Source organism: Curtobacterium sp. 1310, from assembly GCF_017834105.1.
Classification (GTDB): Bacteria; Actinomycetota; Actinomycetes; order Actinomycetales; family Microbacteriaceae; genus Curtobacterium.
On record NZ_JAFICY010000002.1, the window covers coordinates 514,955 to 538,809 of the forward strand.

The 23,855-nt window shown below is 71.8% G+C and carries 23 protein-coding genes; 17 read left to right on the forward strand and 6 right to left on the reverse strand.

Features of this window, described 5'->3' with window-relative positions:
- Nucleotides 1-92: 92 nt before the first annotated feature.
- The 10 genes from JOD95_RS06500 (at nt 93) to JOD95_RS06545 (ending at nt 9,444) form a co-directional block, all read left to right on the forward strand.
- Complete coding sequence (locus JOD95_RS06500; RefSeq protein WP_081984625.1) at nt 93-1,049, forward strand: carbohydrate ABC transporter permease; 957 nt, start codon at nt 93-95, stop codon at nt 1,047-1,049.
- 10 nt (nt 1,050-1,059) lie between these two features.
- Nucleotides 1,060-1,962: a carbohydrate ABC transporter permease gene (locus tag JOD95_RS06505; RefSeq protein WP_209684009.1), complete on the forward strand. Its 903-nt coding sequence runs from the start codon at nt 1,060-1,062 to the stop codon at nt 1,960-1,962.
- A 94-nt stretch (nt 1,963-2,056) separates the two neighbouring features.
- Nucleotides 2,057-3,364, forward strand: a complete 1,308-nt coding sequence (locus JOD95_RS06510; protein ID WP_209684011.1) for an ABC transporter substrate-binding protein — start codon at nt 2,057-2,059, stop codon at nt 3,362-3,364.
- 132 nt (nt 3,365-3,496) lie between these two features.
- The gene (locus tag JOD95_RS06515; RefSeq protein WP_209684013.1) at nt 3,497-4,342 is read left to right on the forward strand and encodes a DUF4097 family beta strand repeat-containing protein; all 846 of its coding nucleotides are present in this window, start codon (nt 3,497-3,499) and stop codon (nt 4,340-4,342) included.
- On the forward strand, nt 4,339-4,920 hold the full coding sequence (locus JOD95_RS06520) for a PadR family transcriptional regulator (RefSeq protein WP_066652167.1): 582 nt from the start codon (nt 4,339-4,341) through the stop codon (nt 4,918-4,920). Before JOD95_RS06515 ends, JOD95_RS06520 begins: the two co-directional genes overlap by 4 nt.
- 128 nt (nt 4,921-5,048) lie before the next feature.
- On the forward strand, nt 5,049-7,298 hold the full coding sequence (locus tag JOD95_RS06525; RefSeq protein ID WP_209684015.1) for an APC family permease: 2,250 nt from the start codon (nt 5,049-5,051) through the stop codon (nt 7,296-7,298).
- A gap of 13 nt (nt 7,299-7,311) precedes the next feature.
- Nucleotides 7,312-8,067, forward strand: a complete 756-nt coding sequence (locus tag JOD95_RS06530) for a hypothetical protein (RefSeq protein WP_209684017.1) — start codon at nt 7,312-7,314, stop codon at nt 8,065-8,067.
- Nucleotides 8,068-8,174: 107 nt separating this feature from the next.
- Nucleotides 8,175-8,441, forward strand: coding sequence for a DUF3072 domain-containing protein (locus JOD95_RS06535; RefSeq protein WP_066652161.1), 267 nt, complete (start codon nt 8,175-8,177; stop codon nt 8,439-8,441).
- Between the two features lie 171 nt (nt 8,442-8,612).
- Nucleotides 8,613-9,053, forward strand: coding sequence for a DoxX family protein (locus JOD95_RS06540; RefSeq protein WP_209684019.1), 441 nt, complete (start codon nt 8,613-8,615; stop codon nt 9,051-9,053).
- Between the two features lie 169 nt (nt 9,054-9,222).
- Entirely contained in the window at nt 9,223-9,444 is a 222-nt protein-coding gene (locus JOD95_RS06545) for a DUF3073 domain-containing protein (RefSeq protein WP_066652157.1), read from the forward strand.
- A 497-nt stretch (nt 9,445-9,941) separates the two neighbouring features.
- On the opposite strand, the gene purM is transcribed toward JOD95_RS06545, so the two are convergent.
- Nucleotides 9,942-11,042, reverse strand: coding sequence for a phosphoribosylformylglycinamidine cyclo-ligase (purM, locus tag JOD95_RS06550; RefSeq protein WP_209684021.1), 1,101 nt, complete (start codon nt 11,040-11,042; stop codon nt 9,942-9,944).
- Nucleotides 11,043-11,113: 71 nt separating this feature from the next.
- Between purM and purF the strand changes: the two genes are divergently transcribed.
- Nucleotides 11,114-12,571, forward strand: coding sequence for an amidophosphoribosyltransferase (purF, locus tag JOD95_RS06555; RefSeq protein WP_066652154.1), 1,458 nt, complete (start codon nt 11,114-11,116; stop codon nt 12,569-12,571).
- Between the two features lie 87 nt (nt 12,572-12,658).
- Here purF and JOD95_RS06560 read toward each other — a convergent pair whose 3' ends face one another.
- A complete protein-coding gene (locus tag JOD95_RS06560) occupies nt 12,659-13,087 on the reverse strand; it encodes a hypothetical protein (protein ID WP_209684023.1) in 429 nt (142 codons plus the stop codon).
- A gap of 202 nt (nt 13,088-13,289) precedes the next feature.
- Here JOD95_RS06560 and JOD95_RS16895 point away from each other — a divergent pair, with 202 nt between their 5' ends.
- The gene (locus JOD95_RS16895) at nt 13,290-15,881 is read left to right on the forward strand and encodes a LuxR C-terminal-related transcriptional regulator (RefSeq protein WP_209684025.1); all 2,592 of its coding nucleotides are present in this window, start codon (nt 13,290-13,292) and stop codon (nt 15,879-15,881) included.
- Nucleotides 15,882-16,227: 346 nt separating this feature from the next.
- Here JOD95_RS16895 and JOD95_RS06570 read toward each other — a convergent pair whose 3' ends face one another.
- Complete coding sequence (locus JOD95_RS06570) at nt 16,228-16,590, reverse strand: sterol carrier family protein (RefSeq protein ID WP_066657743.1); 363 nt, start codon at nt 16,588-16,590, stop codon at nt 16,228-16,230.
- A gap of 57 nt (nt 16,591-16,647) precedes the next feature.
- Between JOD95_RS06570 and purD the strand changes: the two genes are divergently transcribed.
- Together purD and JOD95_RS06580 are read left to right on the forward strand one after the other, a co-directional pair.
- On the forward strand, nt 16,648-17,916 hold the full coding sequence (purD, locus tag JOD95_RS06575; RefSeq protein WP_209684027.1) for a phosphoribosylamine--glycine ligase: 1,269 nt from the start codon (nt 16,648-16,650) through the stop codon (nt 17,914-17,916).
- A 5-nt stretch (nt 17,917-17,921) separates the two neighbouring features.
- Entirely contained in the window at nt 17,922-18,782 is an 861-nt protein-coding gene (locus JOD95_RS06580) for a phosphoribosylaminoimidazolesuccinocarboxamide synthase (protein ID WP_066657742.1), read from the forward strand.
- A gap of 251 nt (nt 18,783-19,033) precedes the next feature.
- Here the strand turns inward: JOD95_RS06580 and JOD95_RS06585 are convergent, their stop codons facing one another.
- Entirely contained in the window at nt 19,034-20,230 is a 1,197-nt protein-coding gene (locus tag JOD95_RS06585; protein WP_144411228.1) for a PP2C family protein-serine/threonine phosphatase, read from the reverse strand.
- Nucleotides 20,231-20,347: 117 nt separating this feature from the next.
- Here JOD95_RS06585 and JOD95_RS06590 point away from each other — a divergent pair, with 117 nt between their 5' ends.
- A complete protein-coding gene (locus JOD95_RS06590; protein WP_144411227.1) occupies nt 20,348-20,668 on the forward strand; it encodes a hypothetical protein in 321 nt (106 codons plus the stop codon).
- Nucleotides 20,669-20,761: 93 nt separating this feature from the next.
- Here JOD95_RS06590 and lepB read toward each other — a convergent pair whose 3' ends face one another.
- A complete protein-coding gene (lepB, locus tag JOD95_RS06595) occupies nt 20,762-21,391 on the reverse strand; it encodes a signal peptidase I (protein WP_245171601.1) in 630 nt (209 codons plus the stop codon).
- Nucleotides 21,388-21,912 (reverse strand): hypothetical protein, encoded by a 525-nt coding sequence (locus JOD95_RS06600; protein WP_209684029.1) that lies wholly within the window; start codon nt 21,910-21,912, stop codon nt 21,388-21,390. The genes lepB and JOD95_RS06600 overlap by 4 nt, the downstream gene beginning before the upstream one ends.
- A gap of 110 nt (nt 21,913-22,022) precedes the next feature.
- On the opposite strand from JOD95_RS06600, the gene JOD95_RS06605 reads away from it, so the two are divergent.
- A complete protein-coding gene (locus JOD95_RS06605) occupies nt 22,023-22,814 on the forward strand; it encodes an SDR family oxidoreductase (RefSeq protein WP_209684031.1) in 792 nt (263 codons plus the stop codon).
- A gap of 53 nt (nt 22,815-22,867) precedes the next feature.
- Nucleotides 22,868-23,740, forward strand: a complete 873-nt coding sequence (locus tag JOD95_RS06610) for a VOC family protein (protein ID WP_209684033.1) — start codon at nt 22,868-22,870, stop codon at nt 23,738-23,740.
- Nucleotides 23,741-23,855 lie beyond the last annotated feature (115 nt).

The following is a 23,855-nucleotide window of genomic DNA, read 5'->3' on the forward strand; positions in this document are numbered from 1 at the left end:
CAGATTCGACTGTTTACTTTTGGTGATCGAACGGTAATCTGCTCGAAACAGCCGATTCCTAGCGTTCAACGACGAGCCAAGAGGAGGTCCGCATGACGAGTGCGGTTGAGAACCCGGCCCGGGTGCGTGTCCCCGGTCGACGGTCGTCCACTGCGGACGCGAGCCGGATGGAACGACGCGAGGGCCGAGCGGGCTACGTGCTCATCGCCCCGACGACGGTGCTGCTGGCGCTGTTCTACCTGTACCCACTGGCGCAGACCGTCTTCTACTCGTTCACCGACTGGAACCCCGCGTCCGGCGAGACGAACGGCTTCGTCGGCCTGTCGAACTTCACCGGGCTGTTCCAGGACGGCGAGTTCGTCCGGGCGGCCGGCAACACGGCGCTGTACGTGGTGGTCGTGGTGCCGATCACGATGGCCCTCGGGCTGTTCTTCGCGGCACTGCTGGCGCAGCCGTTCCGCGGTCGCGGCGTCTACCGGGCACTGCTCTTCGTGCCGTACATCGCCCCGATCGTCGGCAGCGCGCTGATCTTCAGCTTCATCCTGTCGCCGCTCGGTGGTCTGGTGAACGGCGTGGTCACCGCGCTCGGTGCTCCCCCGATCGGCTTCCTGACGTCCGAGCCGTGGGCCCTGGTCTCGGTGATCGTGTTCTCGATCTGGCAGGGCGTCGGCTACACGATGATCATCTACTCGGCCGCGCTCACGAACATCCCGGCGTCCTACATGGAGGCCGCGACGCTCGACGGCGCCGGGCCGATCCGCCGCTTCTTCCGGATCTCGCTCCCCCTGGTCGCCCCGACCACGGGCTTCCTCGCGATCACCGGCGTGATCGGCGCGCTGCAGGTCTTCACGCAGGTCTACGTCCTGACCCAGGGCGGCCCGATCAACTCGAGCGAGACGATCCTCTACTACATCTACAACCAGGGCTTCGTGTTCTTCCACGGTGGCTCGGCCAGCGCTGCCGCCGTGCTCCTGCTCATCGTCGGCATCCTCGTCGCGGTCGTCCAGCTGCGGGTCATCAACCGCCGCGATCCCGTCGAGCTGAACTAGGACCGCCACCGTGACCCAGATCACCTCCCGCACCCTCCCGGCGGACGCACACCGCGCCTCCCGTCCGCACCGCAGCCGCCCGTTCGGCGTGCTGTTCCGCAAGCACTCACCCGCCGTCCTGCGGCACGTCATCCTGCTCGTCGCGGTCGTGCTGTTCTTCGGCCCGTTCCTCTGGATGCTGCTGACGAGCTTCAAGTCCTCGGAGGAGGCACTCGCCTTCCCGCCGACCTTCCTGCCGCGGCAGTGGGAGCTGTCGAACTACACCGACATCTTCACCGTCGCCCCCTTCGGGCTGTACTTCTTCAACTCGACGGTCGTGGCGATCGCGACCACCCTCGGGCAGATCGTGACGAGCCTGGCTGCGGGCTTCGCGTTCTCGCGCCTGAAGTTCCCCGGCAAGAACATCGTCTTCGTCGTCCTGCTCGCCGCGCTCCTCGTGCCGTTCGAGGTCGTGTTCACGCCCCTCATCACCCTGCTGTCCTCGCTGCACTGGCTGAACAGCTACCAGGGCCTCATCGTCCCGAACATCCCGTCGATCCTCGGCACCTTCCTCTTCCGGCAGTTCTTCACGTCGTTCCCGAGCGAGATCGAGGACGCCAGCCGGGTGGACGGTGCCGGGGTGTGGCGGCGGATGTGGTCCGTCGTGACGCCGATGGCGACCCCGATGATCGGGTCCTTCGCGGTCCTGTCGTTCGTCTACAACTGGAACAACTTCTTCTTCCAGTTCCTCGTGGCGTCGCGGACCGAGTTCTTCACCGTCTCCGTCGGCCTCACGCAGCTGCAGTCCGCGAACGCGAGCCAGAGCTTCAACCTGCTGATGGCCGGCTCGACGCTGGCGATCCTGCCGGTCTTCATCGTCTTCATCATCTTCCAGAAGCAGATCGTGTCGGCCATGGCCGGCGGACTCCGCTGATCCCGCACCGCCCCTCGCTCCACTCCTCCTCATCACCCTCCGCTCCACGCGGAGGCACCCTTCGCTCCACCCGAAGTCCGAGAAAGGACGACTCATGCGCAAGCGACTGCTCGGCGCCACGGCCCTCGCCGTGGGTGCCGCACTGGCCCTGTCCGGGTGTTCCGGCGGCTCCGTCACCGGCAACTCCGGCGGCAGCGGCGGCAAGACCACGATCACGGTCTGGCACAACTACACGGGGCCGCAGGCCACCGAGGTGAAGAAGCTCATCGACGAGTACAACTCCTCGCAGGACGAGATCGACGTCCAGCCCCAGTACGCGGCCTCGTCCGACCAGTTCGACGCGAAGCTCATCAACGCGCTGAAGAACGACACCGGTCCCGACATGGTGCTCGGCGACAGCACCCCGCAGCAGACCGGCGAGGTGATCCAGACCGGCAAGGTCCTGCCGCTCGAGGACCACCTGTCGAGCGGTGACGTCACGAAGGACAGCTTCACCGAGGGCATGCTCTCGACCGGCGAGTTCGACGGCAAGCAGTACACGCTGCCGACCGACATCGGCGACTACGCCGTCGTCTACAACAAGGAGATGTTCAAGGCCGCGGGCATCACCGACACCCCGACGACGTGGTCGGAGTTCCAGGACGACGCGAAGAAGCTCACCAAGGGCACGACCCAGTACGGCGCCTACCTGCCGATCGGCACCGGTGAGTGGCCGGTCTTCACCTGGCAGTCGATGCTCTGGGGTGCCGGCGGCGACTTCCTCAACGAGGACAACACCAAGGTCGAGTTCAACAGCGACGCGGGCGTGAAGGCCCTCACCGCGTGGACGGACATGCTGCAGGACGGCTCGGCCTACCCGCAGTCGCTCCTGACCACCTCGACGAACGGCGCCGTCCCCGCGCTCACGTCGAAGAAGGCCGCGATGGCGATCACCGGCGCGTACGACCTGTCGACCATCGACAGCACGCTCGGCAAGGAGAACGTCGGTGTCTTCCCGCTCCCGGGCATCGAGGAGCCGGCGATGAACCTCGGCACGAACAACTCGTACATCATCGAGACGACGACCGCGAAGCAGGACGCCTCGTGGAAGTTCCTGCAGTGGTGGCTCAGCCCGGACACCCAGGCGAAGTGGGACATCGCGACCGGCCTGCTCCCCGCGAACCAGGCCACGGCGGACAACGCGACGTGGAAGCAGTACCTGGACGAGAACCCGCGCCTCAAGGCCTTCGCCGACGAGCTCGAGTACGCCAAGGCCCGTCCGTCGATCACCGCGTACGGCGAGGTGAGCGCGGCGCTGTCGACGCAGCTGCAGTCCGCGATGCTGCTGAAGACCAGCCCGAAGGAGGCCCTCGACGCGGCGGCGGAGAAGGCACAGGCGGCGCTGGACGACGCCGCGAAGTAGGCCCGCTCCGCAGGACGGCCCCGCTCCCCACCGGGAGCGGGGCCGTCCTGCATCCTGGCCTGGTGACAACCGGTCACTCGCGATGTACCGTGACTCCACACACGCGATACATCGCGAGTTCGAGGAGGCAACATGGCCCAGGAGAAGTGGCTCGTCGAGGAGCCCAAGGTGATCGACACCGGCATCGTCCGCGCCCTGCGCGTCGGGCTCGCCGGTGGGCAGGTCGACGTCGTGGCCCACGACGAACCGACCGCCCGGGTGGAGGTGCACGGCGTGTCCGGCAAGCCGCTCAAGATCGAGCTGGACGGCGACACGCTCACCATCGACCACCCGCAGGTCCGGTGGGACGACCCGCTCGGCTTCCTCAGGTCGTTCCGCGGTCGCGCCACCGCCGACGTCAGCGTGCTGGTCCCCCGCGACGCACGGGTCACGGTCGGCGTCGTCTCCGCGGGGGCGCTGCTCTCCGGCACGAACCGCGGCGCCTCGGTGAGCACCGTCTCGGGCGACGTCGTCGTCGACGGGCTCGCGGGCGACCTCGCCGTGCACGCCGTCTCCGGGGCGACCACGGTCCGCGACCTCGACGGCGCACTGACGGTCCGCACCGTGTCGGGCGACGTCGTGGCGACGGGCGCGATCCCGCGCCTCACGACCGACGGGGTGAACGCCGACGTGGTGCTCGACCTGCAGGGTACCCCGGACGCCGCACGCATCAACACCGTGTCCGGGTCGGTGAGCGTCCGGCTCGAGGACGGCGTCCCCTACCGCTGCACCGTCAGCACCGCGTCCGGCAAGCTGCAGTTCGACGACTCCGAGATCCGCGGCGTCCGCGGCTCGTACGTCAAGCAGGGCGGCGAGCTGAGCGGGCAGTGGCTCGACCTCAAGGTCAACTCGGTCTCGGGCGACGTCGCGGTCCTGCACGCCCCGCCCGCCCCGACCGCTCCGACGGACGCCCCGACCGGCGCGGAGGCGTCCGAATGAGCCCCGTCTTCGCGCACGGTCACCTGCGCCTGTCACTGCTCGCCATGCTCGCCGACCGCCCCATGCACGGCTACGAGCTCATCCAGGCCCTCGGCGAGCGCTTCGGCGGCGCGTACGTCCCGAGCGCCGGCACCGTGTACCCGCGGCTCGCCAAGCTCGAGTCCGAGGGGCTCGTCACCAAGACCGTCGACGGCCGCAAGACCGTGTACGCGATCACCGACGCCGGGCGTGCCGAGCTCGACGCCCGCGCCGAGGAGCTCGCCGCGGTCGAGTCCGGCGTCGCCGACTCGGTGCGGTCACTGGCCGACGGCGTCCGCGCCTCGGTCGGCGAGGCCATGCGCTCGCTCCGAGCGGACCTCGCCGCGAGCGCCCAGGCCCCGCGCGGTCAGACCGCCGACGAGCCCGTCGACGTCCCGACGGAGGGCGCCCGCGCCCTCCGCGAGGTCGAGATGGCGATCGCCGCGTTCCGGCAGCAGGTCCGGGCGGACCTGCGTCGCCGCGCGACGCGCGGGACGCTCACCGAGGACACGGTGACGCGCCTGCGGGACGGCCTGGAGGCCCTGCGCCGTTCCGTCTGACGGCCGCCGGCGGACGGGTGGTGGCGAGCCGCGCCTCCCGTCCGCTGCCCGTCGGCGTGCGTCCGGCGCACGGCCGTCATCGCCTGTCCGTTCCCACAGTGTTGACTCGGGCGCGCAACTGAGTAGGTTTGCCGCTCGTGACGAACGAGATCCGGTCGCTCAAGGCGCGACTGATCGGCGATCCCCTGCCCTCCGAGAAGCTCGAGGGACAGCTCCTCCCGAAGCACCTGGCGCTGCCGATCTTCGCGAGCGACCCGCTGTCGAGCGTGGCGTACGCCCCGCAGGAGCTCCTCATGATCCTGCTGCTCGGCGGGATGGCGTTCCTGACCTTCGCCCCGTGGGTCGCGGCCGTGGTGGTGCTGCTGCTCGTCGTGGTCGTCGCGTCCTACCGGCAGCTCGTCAAGGCCTACCCGTCCGGCGGTGGCGACTACGAGGTCGCCCACCGGAACCTCGGCGAGAAGGCCGGCCTCGTCGTGGCGAGCGCGCTGCTCGTCGACTACGTCATGACGGTCGCCGTGTCGGTGGCCTCGGGCGTGGACAACATCATCTCGGCCCTGCCGGGACTCGACACGTTCCGTGTCGAGCTCGCGGTCGCCTTCGTCGTGCTGCTCGCCGGGGTGAACCTGCGCGGCGTCCGCGAGTCGAGCAAGGCGTTCGCGGTGCCGACCTACCTGTTCGTCGGCTCGGTGTTCGTCATGGTCGTCACCGGCCTGGTCCGCACCGCCCTCGGCAACGCCCCCGTCGCCGAGTCCGCCGCGTACACGATCGACAACGTCGAGCACGCGACGCAGGCGGCCTTCGTGCTGCTGCTCCTGCGCGCGTTCGCGTCCGGCTGCTCGGCCCTGACCGGTGTCGAGGCGATCGCGAACGGCGTGCAGGCCTTCCGTCGCCCGAAGATCCGCAACGCCCAGACGACGCTGGTGCTCATGGGCTCGATCGCGATCGTGCTGTTCGTCGGGCTCATCACGCTCGCGCTCGTCTCGCACGTGCACTACGCCGAGCGCGCGTGCGACCTGCAGGGCTTCACCGCGTGCGCGACCACACCGCAGCGCTCGCTCATCGCGCAGATCGCCGCCGCGACCTTCGGTGGCGGCAGCGTGCTGTTCTTCGTCGTCCAGGCGACGACGGCCGCGGTCCTGCTCCTCGCCGCGAACACGGCCTTCAACGGCTTCCCGCTGCTCGGCTCGATCCTGGCGCGGGACTCCTACGCGCCGAAGGCCCTGTCGACCCGCGGCGACCGCCTCATCTACTCGAACGGCGTCATCGTGCTCGCGCTCGTCGCGGTCGCGCTGCTCGTGGTCTACCGCGCGAACGTCACGAGTCTCATCCAGCTGTACATCATCGGCGTCTTCGTGTCGTTCACGCTCGGCCAGACCGGCATGGTCCGGCACTGGCTGCGCCTGCTGCGCTCGGACCGCGACGGCAGCGCGGACGAGCCCGTCGACCGCGGACAGGTGTGGCGCTCGCTGACGATCAACGCGATCGGCGCGACCTCCACCTTCGTCGTGCTCGTCGTCGTCACCATCACGAAGTTCACGCACGGCGCCTGGCTCGTGTTCGTGATCATGCCCGTGCTGTTCGTCCTCATGCTCGGCGTCAACCGGTACTACCGCGACGTCTCGCACGAGGTCGAGGCGGACGTCGACACGCAGTTCGGCGCGACCGGCGACCACGCGATCGTCCTCGTCAACACACTCCAGAAGCCGGTGCTCAAGGCGATCGACTACGCCATCGCGGCACAGCACGCCGGACTCGAGGCGGTGCACGTCGCGATCGACGACGCCGAGGCCCGCCGGCTGCAGGAGCAGTGGGTCGAGCACGGGATCGAGGTCCCGCTCACCGTCGTGCCGAGTCCCTACCGCGACATCTCGATGCCGCTCATCCGGTACATCAAGGCGCACCGGGCCGAGCACGGGTCCGAGGTCGTCACCGTCTACACGCCGGTCTTCGTCGTCGGGCACTGGTGGGAGACCCTGCTGCACAACCACCGCGGGCGCCGGATCCGCAAGAAGCTCCTGCTGGTGCACGGGGTGACCGTGGCCCTGGTGCCGTGGCTGCTCGACTCGTCGGAACTGCTCTACGGCCGGCGCTCCCGTCCGCTGCCGGGGCAGGAACGCCGCGGTGAGCCGGTCCGGCCGGCACTCCGCCGCTCGCCGCAGGGCGTGTCCCACCACGACGCGCAGGAGGACCGTCTGCTCCGGTCCGTCCAGCGGAACAGCCTGCAGCCGGTGGGGTCGCCGGCGCAGCGCGACGGCCTGCAGCCGCGGCGGGCGTCGCGTCCCGCCGGTCCCGCGGAGGGCGTCGACCCGACCCAGTGCACGGGCGAGGTGCACCTCCTCGTCGCCACACCTGCACGCCGTGACGGCGGCCGGTCGTAGCATCGTCGGCGACATGACGATCTCCGACCTGCGCACCTTCGCGACCTTCGACGGCCACGGCGGCAAGGTGTCGAAGCGCGTCGAGGTGCTCGACCACGAACCACCGGTGGCCGGACCGTACGCCGGACTCGTCGCCGTGCGCGGTGAGCACCCGCTCGGAGCCCTCGACGAACGCCCCGCCGACGACCGCGCCGACCTCGCCCGCGGGGTCGCCAGCATCGGCTGGGTCGACCCGGCCACACTCCGCGACTGGTACCGACCGGACCGCGTCGTGGTCACGCGGCTCGAGGCACGCCGCTCCGGGCTCGAGCCGGGGCTCTACGCCGACTCGCGTGGCCGCGGTCGCGTGCGGATCGACGGCCTGGAGGGACTGCTCGCCGCCGACGGTCGGCCCGCCTTCCGTGCACTGGCCGGTCCGGTCGACGCCCCGGTGGTCGACGTCCCCCTGCCCACCGACCAGGCGGTGCGCCTGGTCGCCGTGCGCGCCGTCAAGGGTGGTCTCGAGGTCGTGACCACCCCGGTCTCGCCGTTCCTCTCCCCCGGTCGGTACGCCGCGTACGACGCCGACGTGGCCGGGCTGCCGCCCCGGGCGTCCACCGGGCAGGTGTCCGTGCGGGCGGCGGTGCTCATCGACGGGTCGTTGCACGAGGTCGTCCGGATCGACGAGCGGGCGGCGACGATCTGGATCGAGCAGGGCGGCGACGAGGTGCCGATCGCGACGAGCGGCGTCGGACCGGACCTCGTGCGCTACACGGCGACGCCGGTCTGAGCGCCGCCGTCCGCCTGGTCGGGAGCCCGGTCCGCGTGCCGGCGGACGTCCCCTGGGGGACGTCCTCGCTGCGTGTCGTGTCCGGCGTCGCGCGTAGGTTCAGCGCCATGACCGACGCAGCAGACCAGACCCCCGACGAGTCGCACCAGGGCGAGACCCTGGGCGGCGAGCGTCCCGACCCCTCGACGACCGCGAGCAAGGACCCGGAGCAGTGGGTGACCGGCGACGAGCCCATGACCGGCCCGCAGCGCAGCTACCTCGACACCCTCGCCCGCGAGGCCGGCGAGGAGCTCCCCGCGGACCTCAGCAAGGCCGAGGCGTCCGAGCACATCGACCGCCTGCAGCAGCAGACCGGGCGCGGCGCGGACTCCTGACGCGACACCCTGTCGCCCGACGCCGGTCCCCGCTGTGGTGGACCGGCGTCGGTCGTTCCTGAGCGTCGGTCCCCGATTCGGCGGACCGACGTCTGGGTGCCCCCTGGCCGAGTGCGGACAATGCCCCGAGGGCCTCGGGTCGATGACACGTCACCGCATAGCGTCTTCGCCATGCGAACGACATCGACCTCCATCGGCCTGACCGCGCTCCGCATCGTCCTCGGCGTGGTGTTCACCGCACACGGCGCCCAGAAGTTCGCGCAGGGGATCCCCGGCGTCGCGCAGGGCTTCTCGGGCATGGGCGTCCCGCTCGCCGAGGTCGCGGCACCCCTCGTCGCCGGCCTCGAGCTCGTCGGCGGGATCCTGCTCGTGGTCGGCGTCGCGACACGGGTCGTCGGACTGCTGCTCGCGGTCGACATGGTCGTCGCGGGCCTGCTCGCCCACGCGACCGCCGGCTTCTTCGCCCAGGACGGCGGCTTCGAGTACGTGCTCGTGCTCGCCGTCGCCTCGCTCGCGATCGCCCTGACCGGACCCGGGCGGTTCTCGCTCGACGCCCTCGTCCTGCGCTCGGCACGGCGGAAGCGGGGCGTGCCGGAGCCGCTCTCGGCGTGAGCCCTGGTCACCTCTGCGACCGGCCGACGGGGGACGCCGATGGGCAGGTGGGGAACGGGGTACATGGTAGAGTGATCGGCAGATTTCAAACCACGAACCGTTCGGTTCCCCGGGTGGCAACCATGCACCCGCCAGGACCGGACCAGAGCCGATCACGAGGGGGTCACGCATGGGGCGCGGCCGTCAGAAGGCAAAGCACACCAAGGTCGCCCGGGAGCTGAAGTACTTCAGTCCGGACACGAACTACGGTGCGCTCGAGCGAGAGCTCTCCGCCGGGCAACACTCGGACGAGAACTCCTACGTCGACCGCTGGGCTGACCAGTACGGTGAGGAACCGGGCGACGACGAGGACGAGTTCGAGCCCCAGCAGGACCAGGACAAGTCCGCCTGACCCGGACCGTCGACGCCGCGCACCCTCCGGGGTCGCGCGGCGTCGTCGTGTGCGCGGGCACCGGCGGTCGGCGGGCACGTCCAGCTCGCTGGGCTCGAGCCCTGGTCGCACGACTTGCCACTCACCTTCGACATGAGCGGCAGTTCGCGCGACCCGAACGATCGCACGCGGCAGGTCGTGCACCAGGACGGCCGCGCCGGCACCGGTGGAACATCGCCGACGCCGGCCCGAGCGGGTCGACCTCGCCGCACCACCGCACGCGGCGGCGAGCCTCGGTCGCAGGACTTGCCGCTCACCTTCGACATGAGCGGCAGTTCGCGCGACCGGAACGACCGCACGCGGCAGGTCGTGCGACCAGGACGGCCGCGCCGGCACCGGTGGAACATCGCCGACGCCGTCAGCTCGGCGCAGACGGTGACGCCGCGCGACCGCACGACGCCGTCAGCTCGGCGCGACCGCACGACGCTGCGCGGCCGACGAGGTCGGGGCGGTGCGCCTCAGCCCGCGTAGGAACCGATGAGCCGGACCGCTCCCCCGTCGACGCCCTTGGCGCCCTGCTCGAACCCGTCCAGGTCCCGCGCCGAGGTCGACACCGTGCCGACCGTCCACGCGGGCAGCCCCGCGGCCCGCAGGTCGTCGAGCACCGCCGACGCCGAGGACGCCGCGACGACCGCGAACATCCCGATACCGAGGTTCCAGGTGCCCTCGGTGTCCTCCACCGGTGTCCCCGCCATGTCCGCGAGCACCCGGAACACCGTCGGGGGCGTCCAGGTCGAGCGCTCGACCTCGACCCAGGTGCCGACGGGCAGCACCCGCGCCAGGTTCGCGGCGATGCCACCACCGGTGACGTGGGACAGCGAGTGGACGACGCCGGGTCGGGCGTCGAGCAGGTCGAGCAGCGGCGCGGTGTACAGCCGGGTGGGCTCGAGCAGGGCCTCGCCCACCGAGACCCCCGCGCCGAACTCCGGCAGCTGGTCGGTGTAGCCGATGCCCTTGCCGGAGAGGATGTGCCGGACGAGCGAGTACCCGTTCGAGTGCAGCCCGGAGGACTCGATCGCCACGACGACGTCGCCGTCCTCGACGAGGTGCGCGCCGAGCTGACGTCCGGCCTCGACGACACCGGTCGCGGCACCCGCCACGTCGTAGTCGTCCGGCCCGAGCAGCCCCGGGTGCTCCGCCGTCTCGCCGCCGACCAGGGCGGTCCCGGTCGCCGAGCAGCCGCGGGCGATGCCGGCGACGATGTCGGCGATGCGGTTCGGCACGACCCGGCCGCAGGCGATGTAGTCCGTCATGAAGAGCGGCTTCGCGCCCACCACGACGATGTCGTCGACGACCATGCCGACGAGGTCCTGGCCGATCGTGTCGTGCTTGTCGATCGCCTGCGCGATGGCGACCTTGGTGCCGACGCCGTCGGTCGAGGTCGCGAGCAGCGGACGCTCGTAGTCCTTGAGGAACGAGACGTCGTAGAGCCCGGCGAACCCGCCGACACCACCGAGCACCGATGGGTTGTGGGTCGCCGAGACGGCGGACTTCATGAGTTCGACGGCCAGGTCACCGGCGGCGGTGTCGACACCGGCGGCAGCGTACGGGTTCGGCATGCGTGGTCCTCCGCGGAGCATGGCAGACTTGTTCGGTACCACCCGATCCTACGGTCTGGAGCACTCCGCGAATGTGCGGCATCGTCGGCCTCGTTGCGCAGGGGCCCGTCAACCAATCCATCTACGACGCCCTGCTGCTCCTGCAGCACCGGGGCCAGGACTCGACCGGCATCGCCACGGTCGAGGGTCGCGTCCACCACATGCACAAGACGCGTGGGCACGTCCGTGAAGCATTCCGCACCCGCGACATGCGTGCCCTGCTCGGCACGATGGGGCTCGGACACGTCCGGTACGCCACGAAGGGCGTCGCGAGCAACGAGGAAGAGGCCCAGCCGTTCTACGTGAACGCGCCCTACGGCATCGTGCTCGTGCACAACGGCAACCTGACGAACACCCGCGAGCTCACCCGCGAGCTGTTCGACATCGACCGCCGTCACCTCAACACGACGAGCGACACCGAGCTGTTGGTCAACGTCCTGGCGCACGAGCTCCAGGGCCAGGTCCGCGGCAGCGAGCTCGACGCCGGTCAGGTGTTCGACGCGGTCGAGCGCGTGCACGAGCGCGTCGAGGGCTCCTACGCCACGATCGCCACGATCGCCGGACACGGCCTGCTGGCGTTCCGCGACCCGTACGGCATCCGACCGCTGATCCTCGGCCACAAGTTCGACGAGGCCGGGCAGCCGGAGTGGGTCGTCGCGAGCGAGTCCCTCGTGCTCGAGTCCGGCGGCTACGAGGTCGTCCGCGACATCGCTCCGGGCGAGGCCGTGTTCATCGAGATGAACGGCCAGATGCACGCCCGCCAGTGCGCGAAGGACCCGCGCCTGGTGCCGTGCTCGTTCGAGTACGTCTACCTCGCGCGTCCCGACTCCGTCATGAACGGCATCTCGGTGTACGACGCCCGCCTCCGTCTCGGCAACCGCCTGGCCGACACGATCGCGCAGTACGCCCCGACCGGGGACATCGACGTGGTCATGCCGATCCCGGACTCGTCCCGACCCGCGGCCATGCAGGTCGCGCAGAAGCTCGGCATCGACTACCGCGAGGGCTTCTTCAAGAACCGCTACGTCGGCCGCACGTTCATCATGCCCGGGCAGGCGGAGCGCAAGCGTTCGGTGCGCCAGAAGCTCAACGCGATGTCGTCCGAGTTCAAGGGCAAGAACATCCTGATCGTCGACGACTCGATCGTCCGCGGCACCACGAGCCGCGAGATCGTGGAGATGGCACGAGCAGCCGGTGCGAACGAGGTCACGTTCACGAGCGCCGCTCCCCCGGTCCGGTACCCGCACGTGTACGGCATCAACATGCCGACCCGCGCCGAGCTGATCGCGCACGACCGGAAGATCCCGGAGATCAACCGCGTGCTCGGCAGCGACCACCTCATCTACCAGGAGGTCGCGGACATGCGTGACGCGATCATCGAGGGCTCGGACGTCACCGACCTCGAGATGAGCTGCTTCACCGGTGAGTACGTCACCGGCACGGTGAGCCCGGAGTACCTGTCGTGGGTGGAGGCGAACCAGCTCAGCTGAGTCGCGTCGCCACGGCGACCACGGAACGGACGGGAGGCTCCCCACCAGCTGGTGGGGGGCCTCCAGTCCGTCGTGCGGTGCAGACCGTCAGCGGTCGGTGCGTCCCGCGGGTCCGCCCGCGTCGCCGTGCTCCTCGACCTCGCCGTCGACGGTCTCCTCGGCCGGCTCGACCTCGACGCGCTCCGCCGTCAGGCGGGCGGCGCGGCGGGCGAACACGCGGTCGAGCACGATCGCCACGACGGCCCCGACGAAGGCGCCGATCGTGACGCCCCAGAGCGAGAAGTAGCCGACCAGCGTGCCGAAGTCGGCGTCCTGCTGGTCGCCGCGGTCGATGTCCATGGTGAGCGTCACGACCAGCAGGGTCGCGAGGAAGCCGAGCACCGCGCCGCCGACGATGAACACGCCGAACTTGGGTGCGCGGCGGATGGTGACCTCGTCCGCCGAGCTGACGGCGCTCGGAGCCGGCGTCGCGGCCGGCGCTGCCGGGCGGTCTTCGGGTCGGTCGGTGTCGCTCACCCGACCATTGTCCCCCACTGTGGGACGTCCGTCGGCCTGTTGCGCGTCGACCGATCCAGGGCATGATGTCCCTACCGGTCGGTATCCACGGAACGCAGTCCGTCGGACACCGACCACCCGGTCGAGGACGATGTCGGAGCCCGGGAACGGGATCCGTGAGCCGGGGGGAGCAGGCGGAAGACCAGGAACGGGAGGTGACGGGGTGCACGAACAGTCCGTCCGTGGGCGTCGCCGCCCCCGCACGCCCGGACGCATCCCGTGGCCGATCGTGCAGCGTCGCGAGGAGGACCGCGCGGTCTCCGTCGTCGCCGAGCACCGCTGGAGCGTCGCGATCGTCGGCGCACCGGGGCTCGGCAAGACCTCCACCGCCGCCCGCGTGACCGACCGAGTCGCTCGCCGTGACCCCACCGGTCGCACGGTCGTCGTGCCGATCACCGCGGTCGAAGCCGGTCGCTCGATGCCGTTCGGTGCCGTGGCGGACCGCTTCGGTGAGCTGCCGGCGGCCCTGGCGGACCTGGTCGACGACGCCTCGGCCGCACGCCGACTGCGCGAGACCGACGACCTGGCCGACCGCGACGTCGTGCTGCGCGTCGACGACGCCGACCACCTCGACGCCATCTCGGCTCGGTACGTCGCCTGGCTCGTCCGCGACCAGGGTGCGCGGCTCGTGCTGACGTGCCGCGACTTCACCGCACTGTCGGAGCCGCTCCGCGCACTGTGGCAGGACGACCTGCTCGAGCGCATCGACCTCGCCCCGCTCGACCTGCACGAGACCGGCGAGGTCGTCGCACAGGCACTCGGCGCGCAGCTCGAGACCGCCTCGACCGAGCGCGTGCACCGGGCGACCGCCGGCAACCCGCTGTACCTGCGCGAGGTCGTCCGCGCGGCACTGACGTCCGGGGCGCTCGACCAGACCGCGACGGGCTGGTACTGGCGCGGCCGGGTCACCGCGTCGAACAGCCTGGCGGACATGTACCGCACCGAGCTCGGCGCGCTGCCCGAGGACCTCCGTGACGTCGTCGACATCGTCGCGCTCGCCGACCCGATCCCGCTCGTCCGACTGCTCGGGATGGTGTCCGGCGGCGATGTCGACCGGGTCGTCGCGCTGGGCCTGGTCGCCGTCGACTCCGCCGAGGACGGCACGAGCATCGTCCGGTCGTCCCACCCGCTCGTGGGCGAGGTCGTCCGTGGCCTCGTGCCGGTCGCGCGGCGCACGGCACTGTTCGCGCGCGCCAACGCCTTCCGGACCGCCCGGCCGGAGGGAGCGCCGCCCGCCGCCCGGCTCCGCGCCGCGCTCTGGTCGCTCGAGTGCGGAGTGCTGCCGTCGGTCGGCCAGCTCATCGACGCCACCCAGGTCGCCGTCCGGCTGCAGGAGCACGAGAGCGCCGTCGCCCTGGCCTCGGCCGCACTGCGCACCGCGCTCACGGCCACCGAGCGGGTCACCGCCCTCTGCCTGCGGTCCATCGCGCACTCGTACAGCACGGGTCGTGAGGCCGGTCGCGCCGACGCGGAGGCCGCGTGGGACCTCGCCAGGAAGCGCGCCGGCGAGATCGACGACGCCGTCGTGGTCGAGGCGTGCGAGACCCTGGCGAACATCCGGCAGTTCCACGACGACGACGTCGACGCCGCCGTGGCGCTCTCCGAGGCCCTCGCACCCCTCGTCGGTCCGGAGACGGCCGAGCACGTCCGGCTGCTCCGACTGGCCCACCTGGGTTGGGGCGGTCGGTTCGCCGAGGTCCGGGCGGAGATCGAGCGGTCGCGCATCCTCCAGCAGCCGACCGTGCCCGTGTCGCTCCTGTGCCTCGCGCCGTGCGTCACCATGGCACTCGCGACCGAGGGCCGGCTCGAGGAGGCCGCCGCGTTCGCGCGTCGGGCGATCGCCACCGCCGTCGAGCACGTCGAGGCTGCCCCGTGGGGCGTCGGCGAGAACGTCTCGGTGCTGCACCAGGTGCAGGTCTGGCGCGGGGACATGGCCGACCTGGTCACCGAGATCCCGGTCCGACGCGGGAGCCCGTTCCTGAAGTACGACTTCACGCTCGAGCTCATCGGCCTGGGCAACCACGCGATCGGCCAGCGACGGTGGGACGACGCGATCGCCGCGTTCTCGGCGGCGTGCGAGCGCTACGACGTGGCCGACCACGGCGGGTTCGCGGCCTACCCCTGGGCACGACTGGCCATGGCGTACGCGTACGCCGGCGACACCGAGCGCGCGGCCGCGGCACTCGAGCGCGCCCGCACCACACCGGGCCGCGCGATGCGGATCACCGGCGAGCAGGTGGCGGTGTCGATCGCCTGGACCGAGACGGTGCTCGGCAACCCGGCCGGACTCCGACACGCGGACGAGATCATCGAGCGCAGCACCCGTGACGGGTCGTGGCTGCACGTGATGTACGCGGTGACGCAGCACTACACGCACGACATGACGTCCGGGCGGGACACCACCGCGTCGCTCGCCCGCATGCGCGAAGCCGCAGCGCGCGTCGACGGTCCCCTCGCCCGCGCGGTCGTCGAGTACGCGGACGCCGAGCTCGCCGGCGACCGGACGCGGGTCGTGGCGGCGCAGGGGGTCCTCGCCGCGCACGGGATGGCCGTGTCGGCCGGTCGGGTCCGCCCACCGCTGACGAACCGGGAGTACGAGGTCGCGGAACTCGCGGCGCAGGGCCTGAGCAACCGGCGGATCGCGGAGACGCTGAGCCTGAGCGTGCGGACGATCGACGCGCACATGTCGCGGATCTTCGCGAAGTGGGACGTGCACGCGCGGTCGGAGCTGGTGGAGCTGCTCGGCGCCCGCTGACCACGCGTCGGCGTCCTGATGGTCGTCCGGCGGCGTCCTGAACCGCCTCGGAAGCTGACGCAGGGTCAGGAAAGGTCCCCGATGGGACCGCGATCGTTGCGGTTTGCAGCACGACTCGCCGTACCGGTTGACAACGAAGGCAGCATGTCGCGTACCTTGAACCCTGTCGCCGGGTTCGGACCCGTTCGGGTCGGGTCCGAATCCCGGCGACTTCGACGTTACGCGGGTGGTCCTGTCGGTCACATCGGTAGGACCTACCTAAGTCGGTGAGCCAGGCTGTACGACCCGGCCGAGCGCCCCGGCTGCCGGGTCACCCGGCCGCGCGACCGCAGCGGCGCGACCGGCGTCAGACCGCGGTGCGGACCGGCAGGAACGCCGTCAGGTCGGCCCGGGACCCGGACGCACTGACCCGCGACGCCGCCAGGGCCTCGTCCCAGCGCAGCTCGCCCAGCGCCAGGGCCAGCCAGGTCGTGGCGTCGGTCTCCACCACGTTCGGCGGGGTCCCCCGCGTGTGCCGCGGACCGGGGACCGCCTGCACCGCGGCGAACGGCGGGACGCGGACCTCGACGCTGTTGCCGGGGACGTCGTCGGCCAGGCGCTGCAGGGTCCACCGCACCGCGGTCGCGACGTCCGACCGGACGGTCGAACCCGCGCGCACGGCGGCGAGCGCGGAGCGTCCTGCGGCGTCCTCGATCCTCTTCGGCGGCATGTCCACAGGCTAGCCGTCGCATCGCGGACGGCGTGTCGCGCTCGGTAGGCTTGCCGCGTGCGAATCCTCGTCCTCGGTTCCGGTGCCCGCGAGCACGCGATCATCACGGCCCTCCTCGCAGAGCGGGCCGGACACGTCATCACGGTGGCCCCCGGCAACGCCGGCATCGCCGCCGACGTCGAGACCGTGTCGCTCGACCCCACGAACGGCGAGCTGATCGCCGAGTACGCGATCGAGAACGGCGTGGAGCTCGTGGTCGTCGGGCCCGAGGCGCCGTTGATCGCCGGGGTCGCCGACCCGCTCCGGACCCGGGGCATCCCGGTGTTCGGCCCGAGCCGTGCGGCCGCCCAGCTCGAGGGCTCGAAGGCCTTCGCGAAGCGCATCATGTCCGAGGCCGGGGTCCCGACCGGACGCCCCGTGTACGCCGGCACGGTGGACGAGGCAGTGGCCGCGATCGACGAGCTCGGGGCACCGTACGTGGTCAAGGCCGACGGGCTCGCCGCGGGCAAGGGCGTCCTGGTGACCGAGGACCGGCAGGCGGCCGTCGACCACGCCACGTACTGGCTGCAGCACGGCCGCGTGGTGGTCGAGGAGTTCCTCGACGGCGAAGAGGTCTCGCTGTTCTTCCTGAGCGACGGGCACGACGTCCGGGCGCTCAGCCCCGCACAGGACCACAAGCGCCTGGGCGACGGGGACACCGGTCCGAACACCGGCGGCATGGGCGCCTACTCCCCGCTCCCGTGGCTCGCCGAGCGGTGGGAGTCCGAGCAGGCGTTCGTCGCCGAGGTCACCGAGCTCGTGGCGCTCCCCACCGTCCGTCGACTCGAGCACGAGGGGACGCCGTTCATCGGCCTGCTCTACTGCGGGCTCATCGTGACCGAACAGGGCGTCCGCGTCATCGAGTTCAACGCCCGCTTCGGCGACCCGGAGACCCAGGTCGTGCTCCCCCGCCTGACCACGCCGCTCAGCGCCCTGCTGACGGCGGCCGCGACCGGACAGCTCGCGTCGGCTCCGCAACCGGCGTTCAGCACCGACGTCGCGGTCACGGTGGTGCTCGCGAGCGAGGGCTACCCGGAGAACCCGCACACCGGTCGGGTCATCACCGGCATCGACGCTGCCGAGGCGCGCGAGGGCGTGTCCGTGGCGCACGCCGCGACCGCCGTGCTCGACGACGACCTCGTCGCCACCGGCGGCCGGGTGCTGAGCGTCGTCGCGACGGGCACCGACTTCGCACAGGCCCGGGAGCGCGCCTACGCCGGACTCGGCGACATCGCGCTCCAGGGGGCGCAGTACCGCACCGACATCGCCGCGAAGGTCGCACGGTGACGGCCGTGTCCGAGCTGCCCGGCTGGCGGCACGTCTCGTCGGGCAAGGTCCGCGAGCTCTACGTGCCCGCGGGCGTCGACGACGTCGCGAGCGCGTCGGAGCTGCTGCTCGTCGCCTCGGACCGGGTCAGCGCCTACGACTTCGCACTCGAACCCCCGATCCCCGGCAAGGGCGAGCTCCTGACACGGCTGTCGCGCTTCTGGTTCGACCGCATCGCGGACGTCCCGAACCACCTGGTCGACCCCGGTGCCGGCGGGACCCCGGTGCCGGAGTCCGTGGCCGCCAGGTCCATGCACGTGCTGCCGCTCGCCATGTTCCCGGTCGAGTGCGTCGTCCGGGGGTACCTGGTCGGCAGCGGTTGGGCGGAGTACCGCGAGACGCAGAGCGTGTGCGGTGTCCCCCTGCCCGCGGGGCTGTCCGAGGGCGACCGCCTGCCCGAGCCGATCTACACCCCGGCCTACAAGGCGCCGCAGGGCGAGCACGACGAGAACATCTCCTTCGAGCAGACCGTCGAGCTCGTCGGGCGCGAGGACGCCGAGGCCCTCCGCGACCTGTCGCTGCGCGTCTACGGCGAGGCGGCGGCGATCGCCCTCGAGCACGACGTCGTGATCGCCGACACGAAGTTCGAGTTCGGCCGCGACACCGACGGCACGATCCGGATCGCGGACGAGGTCCTGACCAGCGACTCCAGCCGCTACTGGGACGCCCGCTCCGGCAGCCGCACGGACTCGTTCGACAAGCAGATCGTGCGCGACTGGCTCAGCGCGAACTGGGACCGCCAGGGCACCCCGCCGGTGCTGCCGGCGGAGATCGTGGACCGCACGGCCGCCCGCTACGCGGAGCTCATCGAGCGCCTCGGCGCCTGACCGCCGGGCCGGCGTCGCGGCCCGGCCGGGTGCGTCCCGCCACGCGTCCGCCGATCACGGATCGCGCCCCGGCACGGACGTCGCGCCCTCGTACGGACGTCGTACCCCGCCACAGCAGGGTGTGTCGTCCGCAGCGGAGCGCGACGTGACCGGGTGCCGGCCGGGAGGCGCGTGGCGGGGCCGCCGCGCGCCTCCCGTTCGACCACATGACGACCGACGACCGCCGGTCGCCGGTCGCCGGTCGCCGTGGCTCAGTCGCGGACGAGCACGACGACCGTCAGGTCGTCACCGGGGTCGTGCTCGAGCGCACGGGCGCGGACCCGACCCAGGAACGCGTCGATCTCGGGCTCCTCGCGCCACAGGGCCCCGAGCCGGGACAGCGACTGCAGCGTCGAGTCCCAGAGTTCGAGCGCACCGTCGCTGACGAGCACGAGGACGTCACCCTGCTCGAGCACGAGCGACCCCGACGACCGGGTGAGCCCGGCCGGGTGCAGGCCGATCGGCAGGTCGTTCGACAGGAGCGTCCGTTCACGGCCGTCCGCACGCATCTGCAGGACGAGGCCGTGCCCGGCGTCGACGAAGTCCATCCGCCCGCTGGTCGGATCGAGCCGGCCGTGGAACATGGTGGCGAACGACTCGGCACGGCCGAGGTCCGGCGCGACCTGCTCGTCCAGGGCGGCGATCGCCCGCCCGGGCTCCTCGTCCGGCCGCGCGAGGAGCGCTCCGCGGATCGTCGCCGCCAGCAGCCCGGCGGACATGCCCTTGCCCATCACGTCCGCGACCGTCAGGTGCAGGGCGTCACCGGCGAGGTGCCACTCGTGCAGGTCGCCGGAGACCACCCCGTGCGGGACCGACATGCCGCCGATGCGGTACCCCGGCACCGTGACCGGCGTGGGCTGCAGCCCGGCGAGGACGTTCCGGAGGCGGTCCTCGTCCGCGCCGGCCGCGAGCTCGCGCTCCGCCCACACGCCGAGCTCCTCGAGCAGCGCCAGGTCGTCGGGCTCCAGCGTCCGGGGCTGCGGGTCGACCAGGCAGAGCGTGCCGACCTTGACGTGGTCGTCGCCGACGCGGAGCGGCACACCGGCGTAGAAGCGCACGTTGGGGTCCTCGACGACCATCGGCATGTCGGCGTACCGGTCGTCGGCGCGGGCATCCGGTACGACGATCGGACCGGCCTGGTCGAGCGTGCGGCCGCAGAACGTGTCCCGGAGCGGGATGGTCGGGCCGAACACGGCGTCGCTCTGCTGCGACTTGATGGTGAGGACCTCGGTGCCGGCGAGGTTGAGGAAGGAGCCCGAGACACCGAACGCCTCGCGGGCGATCCGCGTGATGCGCTCGAAGCGTTCCTCGGGCCCGCCGTCGACGACGTCGAGCGCGGCGACGAGGGCCGCGCGGCGGACGGCGTCGGGCGATGATCCGGCGGAGGTCGGTGAGGTCCCCTGGTGCATGCCCTCCACGCTACTGGTCCGCCGTGGGAGCGCCCCTCCCCAGAACGGTGGACCCGGGAGCGCGCGACCGGATCCGCCGGACACGCGCCTCCGTCGGACGCGCGTACCCTCGGCACGGTGATCCGTCGTGCTCCGCTCGTGCTCGCCCTCGGCGCTGCCGCCGCGCTCTCACTGACGGGGTGCGGCGCCCACGACTCGACCGGGCAGATCTCGGTGACCGTGTCGTCGAACGCTGCGGATCGCCCCTACGAGGTGAAGGTCTTCGCCGCGACCGGCAAGCTGTCCGAGCACCAGCGGGTGTTCCCCGGAGGCACCGCGGACTTCGCCGGGGTCCCGCTCGGCGACGTCACGGTGCGGGCCGGCGACCTGTGCTCCGTCCGGACGACGGTGTCGGGCGACGACGTCACGCGGGTCACGCTCAGCACGACCGGCTGCTGACCGGCCACCGCGACCGGACGGCCCGGCTGCTGACCGACCACCGCGTCCGGACGACCCGGCTGCAGGCCCGTCCACCGCGCTGCGCGGGGTCCCTCACCGCGGGTCGGGCACCGCGTCCCACTCCTCGCCGTACCGGCCGAGCACGCTCCACCGCGTGACCGGCCAGGTCACGACGAACGCCCGTCCCACGACGTCCGCCGTCGGCACCGTCCCGTGGATGCGCGAGTCGGCCGACTCGTACCGGTTGTCGCCCATCACCCAGATCCGCCCCGCGGGCACGGTGACGTCGAAGTCCTCCGCCGAGACACGGTCCACGTCGGACGGCCGGACCACGTACGGCTCGTCGACCGCGTGCCCGTTCACGGACAGCCGTCCCTCGGCGTCGCAGCACGACACCCGGTCGCCCGGCAGCCCGATCACCCGCTTGATGAGGTCGTCGCCCTGCTCGCTGGTCAGCCAGTCGCCCGGGTCGCGGAAGACCACGACGTCTCCCCGGCGGAGCGGGGCGACGCCCGGCACGAGCTCGTTCACCAGCACGTTGTCGCCGATCAGCAGCGTGCGCTCCATCGAGCCGGACGGGATCGAGAACGCCCGCACCAGGTAGGCCTTCACCAGGAAGGACGCCAGCAGCGCGACGACCACGATGACCGCCAGGTCGCGGACGAAGCGCCACCCGGACCGTACCGGTCGTCCGGCACGGGACTCGTCGGTCTGCTCGCTCAATGCGTCACCACCACCTTCACCAGGCCGATCACGAAGGCCACCGCGGCGAGCACGATGCCACCCCAGAGCCCGAGGAACGTCGGACGCCGTCCGCTGAACCGCTGCAGGAACACCCCGACCATCCCGATGCGGACGACGAGGATGACGATCGCCGCGGTCTGCGCCCACTGCGCCGGCAGCCAGTCCGCCCACGCGACGGCGTAGAGCACCGCGGGGATGAGGCCGGAGGTCGCGATCGGGTTCGCGTCGCGCAGGATCGCCCCGATCGTCTCCCGGTGCTCGGCGTCGTCACCGGTGTCGCCGATGGTGTGCGCCACGAGGTGGGACAGCACGTGCGCCAGGTACGTCAGCACCGCCGTCGCGAGCACCGTGAGCACCGCTGCCCCGTGCTCGATCTGCTCCGGCCCCACCGCGATCGCGACCGCGAGCACGGTGATGTTGCCGTAGATGTACGACGACATGCGGTCGCGCAGACGGTCGACCGGGAAGGTCGCCAGGTCGGGTCGGCGGGAGGGCGGCATGCTCCCATCCTGGCCCGCGCCGCGCCGCGCCGCGCCGACGGGATCCCGTGTGCGATGCCATCCTGGTCGGGCGACGCACCGACGCGTCGCCCGGACGGGAGGCACGACCCATGACCCACGGACCGCTCACCAGCAGACCGCTCGCCCTGGTGACGGGCGTCGGCCGCCGCGCCGGGATCGGTGCCGCGATCGCGACGCGGCTCGCCGCCGACGGTTGGGACCTCGCCCTCTCGTGGTGGGGGCCGTACGACGCGCGCGTGCACGGCGCGGCCGACCCCGACGGGGTGGACGCGGTGGTCGCGGAGGCCGAGCGTGCGGGGGCACGGGTGACGCGCCTCCCGGTCGACCTGGCCGACCCCGAGCAGGCGGCCGCGCTCGTCGGCCGCGCCGAGGCAGAGGTCGGCGTGCCGGTGACCGCCGTGGTGATGTCGCACTGCGAGTCGGTCGACTCGGACTTCGCGACCACGACGGTGGAGTCGTTCGACCGACACCTGGCGGTGAACGTGCGCGCGCCGTTCCTCGTCGTGCAGGCGTACGCGCGGCGGCTCCGCGAGGGTGCGGCCGTACCGGAGGACCGCCGCCGCATCGTCGCGCTGACGAGCGACCACGTCGGGTTCAACCTGCCGTACGGCACGAGCAAGGGCGCACTCGACCGGTTGATCGTCGGGGCTGCCCTCGAGCTCGGTGACGTGCGGGTGAGTGCGAACCTGGTGAACCCGGGCCCGAACGACACCGGGTGGATGACCGACGAGATCCGCCGGGCCGCCGTCGCGCAGACCCCGCTCGGGCGCCCGTCGATGCCGGCCGACACCGCGGCGCTCGTCGGGTTCCTGCTCGGGCCGGACGGCGGGTGGGTGAACGGCCAGCTCCTGAAGACCGACGGCGGGTTCAGCGCGAAGTAGCCCGTGGTCGCGGTTTGGTTGACGCGTCAACCATTCCGGCGCACACTGGGGGCATGCACACGCAGGACCTGCTCGCAGCCGACACCGGGATGGGCGCCGTCACGCTCCGCGTGGCCGACCTCGACACGATGGTCGCCTACTACCACGACGGCGTCGGCCTGACGGTGCTGACGAACGCGGGCGGGACCGCCGTGCTCGGTCGTGGATCGACGCCGATCGTCGTCCTCGAGCACGCCCCCGCGATGCGGCACGCCGCCCCGCACGAGGCCGGGCTCTTCCACACCGCGATCCTGTTCGACACGCAGGCCGACCTGGCGGCAGCGCTGTACTCCGTCGCGACGAAGTACCCGCAGACCTTCACGGGCAGCGCCGACCACCTGGTCAGCAACGCGTTCTACTTCCAGGACCCCGAGGGCAACGGCGTCGAGCTGTACTGGGACCGCGACCGCACCGAGTGGTCGTGGACGCACGGGATGGTCGACATGGCGACCATCTACGTCGACCCGAACGCCTTCGTGCAGGAACACCTGACCTCCTCGGCGCTCGAAGCGGCCAGCACGCGCCCCGGCCGGGTCGGCCACGTGCACCTGTCCGTGGGCGACGTCGCCACCGCGAAGGCGTTCTACGTCGACCGGCTCGGCTTCGCGACGACCGCGGCGATGGGCGACCAGGCGCTGTTCGTCAGCGCGGGCGGGTACCACCACCACATGGCGATGAACACGTGGAACTCCCGCGGGGCCGGGCGCCGGCAGCAGGCACTCGGGCTCGGGCTCGTGCGGATCGAGGTGCCGGGCGCGGACGACCTCGGCGCACTCGTGTCCCGCATGCACGACGCCGGGGTGCAGACCGCGGACGACGGTCGGACCGTGGCGTTCGAGGACCCGTGGGCGAACCGCATCGAGGTGACCGCGCCCGGTCGCGGCTGAGCGGCTCGCGCGCGGGCGGTCTGCGCCGAGGCTCGGCTCCGCGGACACGTTCGTGGTCGAGCACACGCGAACATGTCCGCCTGGCCGAGCCTCGGGCCGCACCGACGCGCAGGCG

What these genes read in the sequence shown, in the direction of transcription:
- JOD95_RS06570 (WP_066657743.1), bottom strand. Translation starts at nt 16,590, where the DNA reads ATGCCGCCGAAGAGGATCGAGGACGCCGCAGGACGCTCCGCGCTCGCC.
- JOD95_RS06520 (WP_066652167.1), top strand. Translation starts at nt 4,339, where the DNA reads ATGAGCCCCGTCTTCGCGCACGGTCACCTGCGCCTGTCACTGCTCGCC.
- JOD95_RS06500 (WP_081984625.1), top strand. Translation starts at nt 93, where the DNA reads ATGACGAGTGCGGTTGAGAACCCGGCCCGGGTGCGTGTCCCCGGTCGA.
- JOD95_RS06540 (WP_209684019.1), top strand. Translation starts at nt 8,613, where the DNA reads ATGCGAACGACATCGACCTCCATCGGCCTGACCGCGCTCCGCATCGTC.
- JOD95_RS06530 (WP_209684017.1), top strand. Translation starts at nt 7,312, where the DNA reads ATGACGATCTCCGACCTGCGCACCTTCGCGACCTTCGACGGCCACGGC.
- JOD95_RS06605 (WP_209684031.1), top strand. Translation starts at nt 22,023, where the DNA reads ATGACCCACGGACCGCTCACCAGCAGACCGCTCGCCCTGGTGACGGGC.
- JOD95_RS06600 (WP_209684029.1), bottom strand. Translation starts at nt 21,912, where the DNA reads ATGCCGCCCTCCCGCCGACCCGACCTGGCGACCTTCCCGGTCGACCGT.
- JOD95_RS06545 (WP_066652157.1), top strand. Translation starts at nt 9,223, where the DNA reads ATGGGGCGCGGCCGTCAGAAGGCAAAGCACACCAAGGTCGCCCGGGAG.
- JOD95_RS06535 (WP_066652161.1), top strand. Translation starts at nt 8,175, where the DNA reads ATGACCGACGCAGCAGACCAGACCCCCGACGAGTCGCACCAGGGCGAG.
- JOD95_RS06585 (WP_144411228.1), bottom strand. Translation starts at nt 20,230, where the DNA reads ATGCACCAGGGGACCTCACCGACCTCCGCCGGATCATCGCCCGACGCC.
- JOD95_RS06515 (WP_209684013.1), top strand. Translation starts at nt 3,497, where the DNA reads ATGGCCCAGGAGAAGTGGCTCGTCGAGGAGCCCAAGGTGATCGACACC.
- JOD95_RS06510 (WP_209684011.1), top strand. Translation starts at nt 2,057, where the DNA reads ATGCGCAAGCGACTGCTCGGCGCCACGGCCCTCGCCGTGGGTGCCGCA.
- JOD95_RS06610 (WP_209684033.1), top strand. Translation starts at nt 22,868, where the DNA reads ATGCACACGCAGGACCTGCTCGCAGCCGACACCGGGATGGGCGCCGTC.
- purF (WP_066652154.1), top strand. Translation starts at nt 11,114, where the DNA reads ATGTGCGGCATCGTCGGCCTCGTTGCGCAGGGGCCCGTCAACCAATCC.
- purM (WP_209684021.1), bottom strand. Translation starts at nt 11,042, where the DNA reads ATGCCGAACCCGTACGCTGCCGCCGGTGTCGACACCGCCGCCGGTGAC.